Below are 14,393 nucleotides of genomic sequence, written 5' to 3'. Positions count from 1 at the left end.
CAATTGAGCGATTCAGGGCAAATGGCCTCCCTTTTACTAAATTTCCAGCCCTTACTTTGAATTGGTTAGACCGCAAATAGCTGTTTGCGGCAGTATGTCCAGGCAGTCTCGCCCCAGGCGCCTCTAAAAATGAACTTATCGCCTTGGCTGACTAATTCGTAGGCAGCTAAACTTGCTAGCAAGCCACCCAGTTTGCCTCTACCCCAAACAAACGGATTCAGCCCCACATTTTAACTCCAGGCTGACAAGCACGTTTCTTTTAATTGGCCTGATCAGTTCTTTGAGTATCCTGGAGAGAAGTATTGGCAGGAAACTTTCAGCGGATCATCGATAAGCCAACTTTCTTTGGGGCGCTTGGCTTGCTTCTCATGGTTACCCTTCCGCTCATTATTTATCCAAAACTGGGTGCGAAGTGGATTCTGAATGCGAAGAACTTTGTAACGGATGACTTGGGTGTTTTTTATCTCTTGCTGGGAGTTGGTGCATTACTGTTTATGACCTACATCATTTTTAGTGATATCGGTCAAATCAAACTTGGAAAACCTGAAGAAGAGCCAGAATTTAGCACCTTGTCCTGGGCCTCCATGCTTTTTTGTACAGGCATTGGGGCATCTATTTTGTACTGGTCAATGGTGGAGTGGATCTATTATTACCAAACGCCGCCATTTGAGTTAAAAGGGCTTACTCCGGAGGCTGCCCGCTGGGCAATCGCTTTTGGTATATTCCATTGGGGTCCTATTGCCTGGTCGATTTACCTGATTCCGGCTCTACCAATTGCTTACTTTTACTATGTAAGGCACCGCAATGTCTTAAAAGTAAGTGAGGCGCTTATGCCTGTTTTAGGTGAGCAGCGGGCAAAAGGGTCTATTGGCAAGTTGATAGATGTTTGTTTTGTTTTTGGTATGTTAGGTGGTGGGGCAACGACATTAGGAATTGCTGCGCCCTTGATTTCTGAGGGTGCACATGAACTATTGGGTGCGCCTACAGGACTGACTACACAAATTTTTATTCTGATGCTCTGCACTGCAATATTTGGCTGCAGTGTGTATGCCGGGCTTAAAAGGGGAATTAAGACTTTATCAAACTTGAATATGTGGCTTGCGATGTTTTTATTGGCTTTCGTCCTTATTGCTGGCCCTACTTTATTTATGCTTAATGCGGGATTGGATTCTTTGGGGAAAATGCTTAACAGTATTCTTCATATGGCCACATGGACAGAGCCCTTTGGTCGATTCAGAGAATTCCCTCAAACCTACGTCTCTCAAGACTGGACCATCTTCTATTGGGCTTGGTGGTTGGTGTTCGCCCCAAGTGTTGGATTGTTTATTGCTCGCATATCACGCGGGAGAACCATAAAAGCTATGGTTGTTGGTGCAATATTTTATGGCACCCTGGGCTGCTTCTTATTTTTCCTAACCCTGGGAAACTATGGGGTTTACCTGCAGTTCTCAGGTGAGCTGAATGTGGTACAGCTCCTCAACCAACAGGGGGGTACTGCAACTATATTCGCCATCTTGCAAACACTTCCTATGAGTAATTTGGTCATTATTGTTTTCACTTTACTCGCGATAATTTTCACAGCCACTACATTTGATTCTATATCCTATATACTCGCTGCCGTTGTTCAAAAGGAAGTGAATGATGAGCCAGCTCGTTGGAATCGTTTGTTTTGGGCGTTTGCATTATCGGTAATGCCTATTACGCTTCTCTTTTTGGGTGGGCTGGAAGCCCTACAAACAGCAAGTATTGTTGGTGGTGTTCCGTTGCTACTTGTTGCAATAATGCTTTGCGTATCGATTGTAAAGGCAGCTCATTACGATTTACGTCACCAGCCGAGCTACGAGGAAAAGGAAATCTATATCAAACACCCGCCAGAAGATACCCCCTGGAGTGAAGAGGGCGATTGGGGGGCGGCTTGTAGCTCTGTAAAGAAAGATGGTAGTAAAGAAGCTTCCAGAAAAAAGGATCTTTAAAGGCTCATATACCCTCAGTCTTAGGAGGCAATTCAGTGAGAAGAGTATATGAGCCCACTATAAAATACCTATGAGTGCGCATATAGGCTTTACGCTTAAATTTCAGAGTCTGCATGTATTCTGATCTATTTGGGAATGATACGTAGTCAGGATGTACTCATAAAGAGGTTATAAAAGCTGTAGGCTACAGAGCTTAGTGTCTTATATCTTATCTTCTAAGCCCTTGTTTGATGGTTAGATTGTTTTGCTTTTGAACACTAAAAGCAGCCTGTTATTGAAATTAATAGCCTTCCTGTTAAAATTGCAGACGAAATAATAATCATATCTAACCAATCGTATTCCGTCTCTATAAAAGTTATTCCACTCTACCATCTGTCTTCATTTCCTTTCGGAGATCGAACCCACTTTTATGTTGTCGGCTTTGTACACTGCTCGGAGAAGTGCATTGACTAAGAGTTTTAGAGAAATTATCGACAAGCCAACATTCTTCGGATCACTTGCACTACTTTTGCTAGTTACAGTTCCACTGATTGTTTTCCCTGAAGTCGGATCAGTATGGGTTAAAGTCGCAAAGGATTTTGTTACCGACCAGCTCGGAGTCTTTTATCTATTACTGGGGGTAGGGGCCATCCTCTTTATGGTTTATATCGTATTTAGCGATATAGGCCAGATAAAGCTCGGCAATTCGGAAGAAGATCCGGAGTTTTCTACAGTGTCCTGGGCATCCATGTTGTTTTGCTCTGGTATTGGAGCTTCAATCCTCTACTGGTCGATGGTGGAATGGATTTACTACTATCAAACTCCACCCTTCCAAATAGAGGGGGGAACACCTGAGGCTGCGCGCTGGGCCGTTGCCTATGGCATTTTTCACTGGGGGCCATTAGCTTGGGCGATTTACCTGATTCCCGCTCTGCCGATTGCTTATTTTTACTATGTCAGAAACCACAGTGTGCTGAAGATTAGTGAAGCGCTAATGCCCGTGCTAGGTGAAGAACGCGCGAAAGGTGGTATTGGCAAGTTAATTGATGTGCTATTTATCTTTGGCATGCTGGGAGGAGGGGCTACTACATTGGGGATTGCCGCTCCACTGATTACTGAAGGCGCACATGAGCTATTGGGAGTACCAAGAGACTTGGGTACACAGGTTATTGTGCTTATGATCTGTACACTTATTTTTGGTTACAGTGCTTTTGTGGGTCTAAAGAACGGTATCCGAGCCCTCTCCAACATTAATATGTGGCTTTCAGTATTATTGCTGGTATTCGTGTTTCTTGTTGGTCCCACCCTGTTTATGTTGAATACCGGCCTGGATGCTTTGGGCAGGGTACTTGACAACATCTTCCATATGGCTTCCTGGACTGAACCTTTCGCACAATTTGAACAGTTTCCTGATACTCATTTTCCTCAAGATTGGACCATATTCTACTGGGCATGGTGGCTGGTTTTCGCACCAAGCGTAGGCTTGTTCATTGCCAGAATATCCCGAGGCCGCACCATAAAGGCAATGGTAGTCGGCTCGATTTTCTTTGGAACTCTCGGCTGTTTCTTGTTCTTTATGGTTCTGGGGAACTATGGAGTCTACTTACAGTTTTCAGGTGAATTGGATGTGGTGCAGGTATTGAATCAGCAGGGAGCAACTGCAGCAATATTTGCCGTTTTACAGACTCTGCCAGCGAGTAAGTTCGTAATATTGGTTTATACCATTCTTGCACTGATCTTCACGGCCACTACCTTTGATTCTATTTCCTATATTCTTGCTGCAGTAGTGCAGAAAGAAGTAGATGAGGAACCAGTGCGCTGGAATCGGGTCTTTTGGGCATTTGCCCTATCCATTATGCCCGTAACACTGATGTTTCTTGGTGGGCTGGATACCTTGCAAACAGCCAGTGTTATTGGAGGTGTCCCACTTCTGATTGTTGCGCTTCTGTTATGCATCTCAATCGTTAAAGCGGCTCACTATGATTTACGCTACCAACCCAGTTACGAGGAAAAAGAAATTTACATTGAAGACTTCCCTAAGGATGACCCCTGGAGTAAAGATGGGGATTGGGAGTTGCCGGCTTCTTCCCCCCATGGGGTATCTCATGACGACAAACCACATATTGAAGGGGATCCAGGTAGTCATCCGTCTCGTTTATAAACGATAACAAACGGCTGAAACCTATGGGAGGTTTAGGCTAGGAGTATAGACAGCGGGAGCAGAAGGGTACTATATATTACTGGTGCCCTTTACTTTATCTTGGCGCGGCTCAAAAGCTGCACTCACCTTGTCTACACAGTACTTTCTAAGGAAGTTAGCGTCGCTAATACTTTTCCCATGCTCAAAGCACTGCCTCAATTGGCTCGTGTAATTTTCAAACAGTAGCCTTGCCTGCTCAATAGGTAGAGCTACTAGATGTTCGATAAACAGGCGAGATCCCACCTGGAAGTGCATGTAATCAATAGGCACATCCCAATCTCCGCCCCAAACGGCAAAACCATACATGGCAAATAGAGAGGTTACATCTTCAGACATCCCGGCACGAACCGGTTTTCCTGCTCGATACTTTGCTCGATTTAAGTAACCTTCCTTCGTGTTTTTTGGTATCAAGATTGGTTTAGAGGATTTATCAATATCAAGATAAGGGTTCTGCATTGGATTAATATCAATCGCAACCCCATAAGCATGTTCAGACCATTTGCTGCCATCGGTAATGGGTCGAGAATCAAATGCCAGAGAATTGTTCATATTCTCCGTTTTTCGCTCCATTTTACTGAAGTATTCTATTGGGATAGCAGACCTAATAGGGAACTGCCGTTGATAGAGTTCTCCAAATAGAGCGAGAACATTATCGGCAACAACATCAAGAACTATAATCGCTCCTTTTTGTCTATTTGTATCATTTTTATTTTTTAAATCATGCTCACTGTTCAGTGCGCCAGCAATATCTGAATCCTCCGGTAGAGAATAAAAATCAAAAACTACTTTTTTTAATCTTTCGCAACCAACCGGGGATTCCTTTGTTATTATTTTTCGATACATCATTAATTCGCACTCACTCTGAGATACATTAAATATGCCTGTTTCAGCCCCTGGTTGAAAATCTTGCTCCGTGATATCTTTCAAAGTGTCTTTGCCACAGGCAATTAGGCCAAAGACAATCAAAACAAAAATTATGTAGTGGGACATGTTTAACTAACCTCAGCACCAATAGCATGTCGTTTCCGACGCCCGTTCTTCACGATCATTACATGTATAAGTTCAGATATACTGGATTGTGGCTGATTTTTAAAAATATATCCGTACAGGGAGATATGTGCCGTTCTAGTGGATGATTGACGCCCAATTAGTTATTAGAAGTGTCGTTCTCATTATTGGCGTAATTTAACCACACCCAAAACCTAAGTTGTTGCTCTTCGGAATGGAGATAGTCGTTGAGTAAGGGGTCAAGAGAGCTGATTGATAAGCCCACTTTTTTTGGGGCAATCTTATTGTTACTGATAACGACAGTGCCGTTGATCTTGTTTCCAGATTTGGGCTCACTGTGGATTTTGGCGGCAAAGGAGTTTGTAACAGAACGTTTTGGTATTCTCTACCTTTTACTGGGAATAGGGTCGATTCTTTTTATGGCTTATATCGCTTTTAGTGATATAGGCCGCATCAAGCTTGGAAGCAAGAAGGAATCTCCTGAGTTCTCGACAGTTTCCTGGGTTGCCATGTTGCTAAGCTGTGGCATCGGCGCCTCCATTCTGTATTGGTCAATGGTTGAATGGGTTTACTATTATCAGCAACCGCCATTTCAGGTTGAAGCAAATACACCGGAAGCGGCCCGCTGGGCAGTCGCCTATGGCATATTCCACTGGGGTCCCCTGGCTTGGTCCATCTACCTAATCCCGGCGCTGCCAATCGCTTACTTTTACTATGTGCGCAGAAGTAGGGTATTAAAATTTAGCCAGGCTCTTGTCCCGGTGCTGGGTGAGCGCAGGGCCAAGGGTGCCACTGGAAAGCTTATTGATATCTCTTTGGTATTCGGTATGTTGGGTGGCGTCGCTACCCGGTTGGGTATAGCTGCACCCTTAATCACCCAGGGGTTTCATGAATTGTTAGGGTTACCTATTAGACTTGAGACGCAAATAGCTGTACTTATACTCTGCGCTCTATTGTTTGGTTACAGCGCTTTTGTTGGTTTAAAGCGTGGGATCAAAACCTTTTCCAACTTTACTATGTGGCTTGCCCTATTATTATTGCTCTTTGTTCTTATTGCAGGGCCAACTCTATTTATACTCAATAATGGGCTGGAGACATTAGGGCGGATGTTACACAGCTTCCTGCGAATGGCTACCTGGACTGAATCCTTCTCTTATTTTGAGCAACTTTCCTACTTTCGTTTTCCTCAACAGTGGACCGTTTTCTATTGGGCTTGGTGGTTAGTCTTCGCACCAAGCGTTGGCCTTTTTATCGCCCATATCTCTCGGGGGCGGACAATAAAAGAGATGATCATTGGTTCTATATTTTTTGGGACCCTCGGTTGTTTTCTTTTCTATATGGTGCTTGGCAACTATGGGGTATACCTGCAGTTTTCTGGAAAGCTTGATCTGGTGCAGCTCCTAAACAATCAGGGAGCCAATGCAACTATTTTCGCCATACTGAAGACTTTGCCTGCAGGTCAGTGGGTTGTACTGGTGTATACATTGATTGCACTGGTTTTTACTGCTATTACCTTTGATTCCATTTCCCATATCCTCGCCTCAGTTGTACAAAAAGAGGTAGACACAGAGCCTCTTCGCTGGAACCGAATTTTTTGGGCATTTGCCTTGGCATTACTGCCGATTGCCTTAATGATACTGGGTGGATTCGAAGCGTTATTGGCAGCGAGCATTATTGCAGGCATCCCCCTATTATTAGTTGCTCTATTACTTTGTCTCTCAATCGTTAAAGTTGCACGGCATGACTTGGGCTCCCACCCAACTCTAATTGAAAAGGAAATAGTTCTTGAAAATCTATCCGCAAAGGGGCCATGGAGCCAAGAAGAGGCGGGCGAGCAAGATGGAGCCACTTTAGGGGGTTCTGGAAACGCTAAACAGGGAAGTGCGGGGGAGAGGTCTTAGGATTTTAAGAGTGAGAATACCGGGGCACAGGCCCCGGTATAAACTTCTAGCCTTACAGGCTGAAAGTGCGAGCGACAGAGAAGACGATACGCTCGTCAGCCGTGTCCCAATCCAGATTGGTATTCTCGGCGGCAATATTGAAATCAAAACCGTTAAGAGAAGTCATGTATTCTACACGGTAGTGGTTGTAGGATTTTTTGTTATCCCAGCTCCAGTTGTCCAAGTTCGTAGAAGTAGAGCGGTCCACACTGAAGCGAACGTTATGCCCCTCTGCAAACTCAAAAGTGTGAGCCAGCATCATAATGTAGTGGCTGCCGCCTCCGCCAAAGTAGTCCCAGCTGTACCAGCCATTCACTTCGGACTCACCCAGATCGGAGCTGTAACCTAACTTAGCGTAAGCCTCTGGATAATTTCCGTCATCAGAAGCCTTATCACCGTGGTAGGTGTAGTAAGCAATACCTGTATCCAGGCTCACTTTGTCGGTAAGTTGCATGAACTTACCTGCGTAGAAGTCCCACTCCAGGTTAGTGTCATCACCTTTGCCAAAGTCCACATTGGAAGCCCAGGTACCAACATACCAACCGTTATCAAAGCCGTAGTCCAGGCTAGCCTGCAGAGCTGGGTCATTCTGAGTCTGGCTAACACCGTTAAAGGTGTAGTCGGTGGTCAGGTTTACAGTAGAAGACAGCTCTGCTTGGGATTGCTGAGCAAGTACCAGCAGGGAAGCACAAGTGAGTGCAGAAAGTTTCAACGTCGATTTCATTGTTCAATAACCACTTATTTATATTTTGTAGCCCCCGCCAAACTAGGCGGGGGATTTCAACAGTTAGCTCGCCAGTTCGATCTTGTTAAAGTCGATTTTGTTTTCTTTAGGCGAGGAGTCGATAGCTGCTACCGCTCTGAAGCGCTTCACCAGGATGTAACCCAGGCAGCAGAAGAAGATGCCAATCACCAGAGCGCCGATCCACTGGATTTGCAGGAAGTCCAGCTTGAACAACAGGGTGAGCAGGCTCATCGCAGCCAGGTTCAGCACGAAGTACTTCCACTTGCCCAGGCGCGCAACGGTCATGCCCAGATTGTCGGTGTACAGGCGAATCAGGGAATCCAGCGAGTTGATCACGAAGGTAATACCCACAATCACCATAGCCAGGTTGTAGAAGCCACTGGTATCCAGGCCTTGGCTGGAGTAGTAGTAGAGCACGGTGAACCAGAGCGCGATGGGGATGGATGGGAAAATCAGCATCGCCGCCAGCACTTGGTAAGTGCGCAGGCCACCCACAAAGCGGGAGGTAAACTGGCCGATCATAATGCTCCAGGCAAACCACCAGAACAGGTAAAACTCGTGATAGTCATTTAACGGCAGCACGAACTGGTGGATGTTGCCAAAGTAACCGCCGAGCAGCGCAAAAGTGGAGGCGAAGTCGCCAACGTTACCGTTTTCACCGGTAAAGGCGCCTACCCACATTACCGCGATCAGACCAATAAACATCCAGGTGGTTGCCAGGCTGAGGAAACGCACATAGCGCAAGCTGGTAGATGAGTAGACCGCTGCGGCGATCACTGCAAATACGATCAGGTAGAAGGTGCCCACAATGGTTTCACCATCACCAACTTGCGGCAGATACCAGGGCAGGTTGCTAAGCAGCAAGTAAGCGGTAAAGGCGCAGGTTCCGATAATCACCACATTGTTAATCAGTTTTACTGGGCCCAACTCAAAGAATTTAACTTTAGGTTCGATAATGCAGAAGTAAAAACAGGTGAGGAAGTAGAAGCCCCAGATCAGGAAGGCCCAAAAACCAAACTCAATCGCGAGTGGGTTGGTGAAACCATATTCTGGGCTATTGGCTAAGTCTGCGTAGCCACCGAACTCGGTGAGGGGGAACATGATCAGGCCTACATCGAGGCCGGAGGTGAAAAGGATCGCTATAAAAGTGAAGGTTTTGACCGGGGTTACCCCGACCATCTTCACATTTCCCCATTTAATCAGCGAGAAAATTATTGCCGTGAAGGTAAATAATAATCCCGCGGAAAGCCAAGCTGTCATGCTGAGTCTCCAGCTAGTTATTGGTATGCCGGCGCCCCCAGAGGGCATTGCTGTGCGAGATTTGAATATCCCCGTCGCGTTTGAAGGGGGCAGTCAAATCTCTGGCAGAGCGCCGACGTAAATTCAGCTCACTGAGTGCGCGCAGGGCGGCCAGGTCGCTGAGTGCTGGTAGCCTTGGTCGCTACCGGTGCCTCGGAGGGCGCCAATACGGGGCGCCCTAAAATCAGGTCAGCAGCCCGCTCCGCCACCATAATGGTGGGCGCATTCAGGTTGCCGTTGGGAATGGTCGGAAAGATGGAGGAATCTACAACTCTCAAACCCTGCAAACCGTGTACACGGGTTTCCGGGTCTACCACTGCCATTGGATCAGTGCCCATCTTGCAGGAGCAGGATGGGTGGTAAGCACTCTCGACGGATTCCCGTACGAAAGCGTCAATTTGTTCATCAGTCTGGATATCGGTACCGGGCTGGATTTCATCGCCTCGGTATTCGTCGAAAGCCGGCTGATTGATAATCTCACGAGTCAGCCGCACACAAGCGCGGAAGCCCTCAATATCCTCTTTCTCCTGTAAATAATTAAACAGGATGGAAGGGGATTGCTTGGGATCACTGCTCACCACTTTCACCCTGCCGCGACTCTTGGGCTTGTTGTGCCCGATATGCACCTGGAAGCCGTGGCCATCGAAAGCTTCGCGGCCGTCATAGCGCATGGCTGCCGGCAGGAAATGGTATTGCAGGTCCGGCCACTCCACGTTTTCTTTGGAGCGAATAAAACCGCAGGACTCGAAATGGTTGGTGGCTCCGAGGCCATCCTTCTTCAGTATCCAACGAGCACCGATCAGGAATTTATTCCAAGGGTCGAGCTTGCCATTCAGGGAAATCGGCTGGTTGCAACGGAACTGGAAATAGAACTCCAGGTGGTCCTGCAAGTTTTGGCCAACGCCGGGAAGTTCGTGTTGGAGTTCGATACCGGCTTCTGCCAGCGTATCGGGATCTCCGATTCCGGAGAGCTGAAGAAGGTGAGGGGAGCCGATGGGACCTGCGCTGAGGATGACTTCCTGTTGCGCCTTGAATTCCAGGATCTTTCCCTTGCGTTCAAGTTTGATTCCGACTGCCCGTTTACCTTCCAGAATCACCTTATGCACAGTGGCGTGGGTCAATACCGTCAAATTGGGGCGCTGCATGGCCGGTTTCAGGTAGGCGTTGGCGGTTGACCAGCGTTTCCCATCTTTTACCGTCATATGCATAGGGCCAAAGCCCTCTTGCTGCTCGCCGTTGTAATCTGCGGTGTAGTCGTAGCCAGCTTCTTTACCGGCTTCGATAAAGGCTCCATAAAGGGGGTTGGCCATTTCATTGCCGTTATTGACCCCCAGAGGACCTTCGTCGCCACGGTAATCGTCACCGCCGAAAGCCCAGGTCTCAGAGCGTTTGAAGTAGGGCAGACAGTGGGCGTAGTCCCAGCCTTCGGCGCCGTGCTGTGCCCACTCATCAAAGTCTTTGGCGTGTCCGCGCACGTAAACCATCCCGTTAATCGAGGATGAACCCCCGAGCACCTTGCCTCTGGGGCAATGCATGCTGCGGTTGTCCAGGTACGGCTCTGGCTCAGTCATAAACTGCCAGGCGTACTTGTCGGTATTCATGGGAATAGATAGTGCGGTGGGCATCTGGATAAAGATGCTGCGATCGCTACCCCCGGTCTCTACCAGGAGGACTTTTTTATCTTCCTGGGCAGACAGGCGGTTGGCTAGAACGCAACCGGCAGAGCCGGCGCCGACAATGATGTAGTCAAACTCACTCATACAGGGTACCGCTTAAAATGGACTTTCCAGTGGTGCCAGGCCCACATACACCGCTTTTAGCTGGGTATAGTGGTTCAGGGTCGCAAGTCCATTTTCGCGTCCGATTCCGGATAACTTGTATCCGCCCACCGGCATTTCTGCCGGGGAAGCGCCGTAGGCATTGATCCAGCAGATACCCGCTTGCATCTGGTGGATAACACGGTGGGCGCGAGTGATATCACGGGTAAATACGCCGGCGGCCAGGCCCAAACGGGTATCGTTAGCGCGGCGGATCACTTCGTCTTCATCATCAAAGACCAGTACCGACATTACCGGGCCGAAGATCTCTTCGCGGCAGATGGTCATATCGTCATGACAGTCGGTGAATACGGTGGGAGCAACGAAGTAACCGTTAGGTGAATTCTCCGGGGAGAGGGTGTGGCCGCCGCAGAACAAGGTCGCGCCTTCCTCTTTACCCTTGCTGATGTAGTCCATCACCAGTTGCTGGTGCTTGGCAGAAATCAGCGCGCCGAAATTGGTGTCCGGATTCATCGGATCACCGGCAATAATATTTTGCTCAACACGCTGTTTCAGGCGAGCGAGGAACTGATCATGAATGCTGCGGTGTACAAATACCCGGGTGCCGTTGGTGCAGATTTCGCCCTGGGTGTAGAAGTTGCCCAGCATGGCAGCAGAAACGGCTTGCTCCAGGTCGGCATCATCAAAGATCACCAGCGGGGACTTGCCTCCCAGCTCCATGGTGACTTCTTTCAGGTTGGAAGCCGCTGCGGCCATCACTTTCTTGCCGGTACCCACTTCGCCGGTAAAGGAAACCTTGGCGATATCCGGGTGGTTAGTCAGCCAGGCACCCACGGCGCCATCGCCCTGGATTACGTTGAAAACACCCGGGGGCATGCCCGCTTCAATAAAGATTTCAGCCAACTTCAGAGCGCCTTGGGGGGTCTCTTCGGAAGGTTTGAAGATCATGGCGTTACCGCAGGCCAGGGCCGGGGCGGCTTTCCAGCAAGCGATTTGTAAGGGGTAGTTCCAGGCACCGATTCCGGCGCAGATGCCCAGGGGCTCGCGGCGGGTGTAGTAGAAGTCCTCACCGACTTGCTGCTGATTGCCCTCAATGCCTGCAGCCAGGCCGGCAAAGAATTCTATGGAGTCGGCCCCAGTCACCACGTCCACAACACTAGCTTCCTGCCAGGGCTTACCGGTATCAGCCACTTCGATAGCCGCTAGTTCATCGTTGCGCTCGCGCAACAGTGCTACTGCTTTCAGCAGGATGCGACTGCGCTCAATCGGCATCATCGCTGACCACTGGGCAAAACCGCGCTTGGCGCTCTCGATGGTTTCTGCGAGTACCTTCTCGTCGGCAACCTCAACCTGGTAGCTGACCTCGTTGGTCGCAGGATTGAACACGTCAAAACATTCACCGCTTTCGTTTGCCAGGTAGCGGCCGTCTACAAAATTCCGTTGTTTGTCCAGTGACATCTGTCTCTCCATACTGCTTTAACAGAGGGTCAGTCGGTTATTTGTTAGCGATGGGGCAGGGCGGTAAATAGCCGTCCAGTGACCCATTGGCCATCGCAAAAAAATGGGCTGGTCTGACGTAGACTTTTGTACCAAATCGTCAGGCTCCAGCCCCGGCCCGACGGTCAAATGTCGGGCGATATGGCACAAAATATAACATATTTTTAATTTGAACTCTAATTGTTAGCACTCAATGCAACAAAACCGACAGGCTCACAGGGGGTTTATATTTCTGCAATTTGAGAGAAAAACCCTTGATACAAGGATAAAAACCGAGCTGAATTGGGCCAAAAATCTCATTTGAACTCTACAAAAAGAACTGTGCAAATTTTAACCCATCCTTAGGGCGCAAACTCAAACGTGACTTCGATAGCTCAGCATTAGATGCCTGGGTGCGGTAAGTTGAAAACCGTAATGCTGAGTGACTAGGGGAGGGATAGCCTCCCCTTGGAACTTAACTATTTACTTCGCGCAAAGGCGATGGCTGGGGGAGAAAATTAGCCAAATAAAACACAATCAGACCCAAGGCTATACCAGGTAAGCCCTCATAAATCAGGCTATGAAGGTCCAATAATCTCCAGGCGATTGCTGTCGTAAACCCAACGGTTACAGCGGCAATAGAGGTCGCTTGTGAGGGTCTTCCTCCAAAACAAAGCACCAGCAATAGGGGCCCAAATGCGCTGGCGAGGCCAGACCAGGCAAAGATCACCATATTGAAGACGCTTTGGTTGTTGGCAAGCGCCAGAAGTAGTGCGCCCCCGGTAATAACAACAGTTATGAGCTTAAGAAACCAAGTCTTCTCAATCTTACGGGGAAGAATATCGTGAGTAATGGCTGCGGAGCAGCTAAGAAGTAGTGAATCCGCAGTGGACATGGTTGCAGCAAAGATGCCAGCCAGGATCAGCCCAACTACGATTGGTGGCAGCAATTCTATGGCCATGGTCGGCAATGCTAGCTCAGCATCAAAGCTGCCGGAATCGGCGATGAAAACCCTGGATAACAAGCCGACCCCTGTGGCCATGGAGTAAAAGAGAACAAACCACAGGTAGTACCAGCCTCGCGCCTTGCGCATTTTGCCGGGATCACTCAGGGTCATGAAGCGGACCATTATGTGGGGCTGGCCAATCACAGATAGCCCCGCAATCCCCCAACTGATGACAAAAATAACGAGCCCGCCCCAACCAGAAAAGGCCAGGTCTTGGGGAAACCAGTTCGTAAATCCCTCGACAGCTTGCATTTGCCCCATTGCACTTGAGACACCTCCCAGGCTGGTAAGGGCTACGGCTAGAAGTGTGCCCATAGCGACGATCATAACAATCGACTGTGCAGCATCAGTCCAAATGGAAGCGCGTATGCCACCGGCCAGGCAATAAAGACATACTAGCAACGCTCCAACCACAGCGCCAGACCAGAGAGGCCAGTCCAGTAGTACATGTAGAGCCTTACTGCCGGCAACCATCTGTGCTGATGCATAGGTGAGCAAGAATAGTAAAGATATGATACCTATAATCCGCTGTAGGGCAGAGTGATTTTGCCCATACCAATTGCTAAGCACGCCGGCATAGCTGACTTCACCACTTGAATCAGTGGCAGTTCTTATTCTTTTGTGTACATAAAGTGAAGCAATAAAGTCACCAGCGATCCAGCCCACCATTAACCAGACAGAAGCGAACCCGGTCATGTAGGTATAACCAATAACCCCGATGAACATATAACCGCTATTGTTAGTCGCCACTGCCGACAGGCCCACTAACCAGGGGGGAACTCCACTGCTAGCCAGATAATAATCGGCCTTGGTGTTGCGGCTAAAAAGCGCTGAGAATACACCTACCAGCACGAATAATAATAAAAACCCAACAAATGAATAAACCAATGATAATCCTTATTTTAGCAATTTTTGTTTTTATTTTTGAAGCACAAATTTCGTGCGTTTTTACGTTCTAGCTTTTATTTTTTTATTTAACACATCAATTA

The 14,393-nt window shown here is 48.2% G+C and carries 9 protein-coding genes; 3 read left to right on the top strand and 6 right to left on the bottom strand.

Features of this window, described 5'->3' with window-relative positions; all coding sequences use genetic code 11:
- Nucleotides 1-302 precede the first annotated feature (302 nt).
- Together ACJJI0_RS04935 and ACJJI0_RS04930 are read left to right on the top strand one after the other, a co-directional pair.
- Nucleotides 303-1,973: a BCCT family transporter gene (locus ACJJI0_RS04935; RefSeq protein WP_444884934.1), complete on the top strand. Its 1,671-nt coding sequence runs from the start codon at nucleotides 303-305 to the stop codon at nucleotides 1,971-1,973.
- A gap of 445 nt (nucleotides 1,974-2,418) precedes the next feature.
- Entirely contained in the window at nucleotides 2,419-4,113 is a 1,695-nt protein-coding gene (locus tag ACJJI0_RS04930) for a BCCT family transporter (RefSeq protein ID WP_444884933.1), read from the top strand.
- 69 nt (nucleotides 4,114-4,182) lie between these two features.
- On the opposite strand, the gene ACJJI0_RS04925 is transcribed toward ACJJI0_RS04930, so the two are convergent.
- Nucleotides 4,183-5,142 (bottom strand): M15 family metallopeptidase, encoded by a 960-nt coding sequence (locus tag ACJJI0_RS04925; RefSeq protein ID WP_444884932.1) that lies wholly within the window; start codon nucleotides 5,140-5,142, stop codon nucleotides 4,183-4,185.
- 245 nt (nucleotides 5,143-5,387) lie between these two features.
- Here ACJJI0_RS04925 and ACJJI0_RS04920 point away from each other — a divergent pair, with 245 nt between their 5' ends.
- Nucleotides 5,388-7,061: a BCCT family transporter gene (locus ACJJI0_RS04920; protein WP_444884931.1), complete on the top strand. Its 1,674-nt coding sequence runs from the start codon at nucleotides 5,388-5,390 to the stop codon at nucleotides 7,059-7,061.
- Between the two features lie 52 nt (nucleotides 7,062-7,113).
- Here the strand turns inward: ACJJI0_RS04920 and ACJJI0_RS04915 are convergent, their stop codons facing one another.
- The 5 genes from ACJJI0_RS04915 to ACJJI0_RS04895 form a co-directional block, all read right to left on the bottom strand.
- Nucleotides 7,114-7,824: a TorF family putative porin gene (locus ACJJI0_RS04915; protein WP_444884930.1), complete on the bottom strand. Its 711-nt coding sequence runs from the start codon at nucleotides 7,822-7,824 to the stop codon at nucleotides 7,114-7,116.
- Nucleotides 7,825-7,887: 63 nt separating this feature from the next.
- On the bottom strand, nucleotides 7,888-9,105 hold the full coding sequence (locus ACJJI0_RS04910; RefSeq protein ID WP_444884929.1) for a BCCT family transporter: 1,218 nt from the start codon (nucleotides 9,103-9,105) through the stop codon (nucleotides 7,888-7,890).
- Between the two features lie 128 nt (nucleotides 9,106-9,233).
- Nucleotides 9,234-10,904, bottom strand: coding sequence for a choline dehydrogenase (gene betA / locus ACJJI0_RS04905; RefSeq protein ID WP_444884928.1), 1,671 nt, complete (start codon nucleotides 10,902-10,904; stop codon nucleotides 9,234-9,236).
- A gap of 12 nt (nucleotides 10,905-10,916) precedes the next feature.
- Nucleotides 10,917-12,380, bottom strand: coding sequence for a betaine-aldehyde dehydrogenase (gene betB, locus ACJJI0_RS04900; RefSeq protein WP_444884927.1), 1,464 nt, complete (start codon nucleotides 12,378-12,380; stop codon nucleotides 10,917-10,919).
- Nucleotides 12,381-12,873: 493 nt separating this feature from the next.
- On the bottom strand, nucleotides 12,874-14,292 hold the full coding sequence (locus tag ACJJI0_RS04895; protein ID WP_444884926.1) for a sodium/proline symporter: 1,419 nt from the start codon (nucleotides 14,290-14,292) through the stop codon (nucleotides 12,874-12,876).
- Nucleotides 14,293-14,393 lie beyond the last annotated feature (101 nt).

It is taken from the genome of Microbulbifer mixtoriginis (SeqCode) (assembly GCF_052466695.1).
This window is presented reverse-complemented; position numbering and strand designations above follow the sequence as displayed.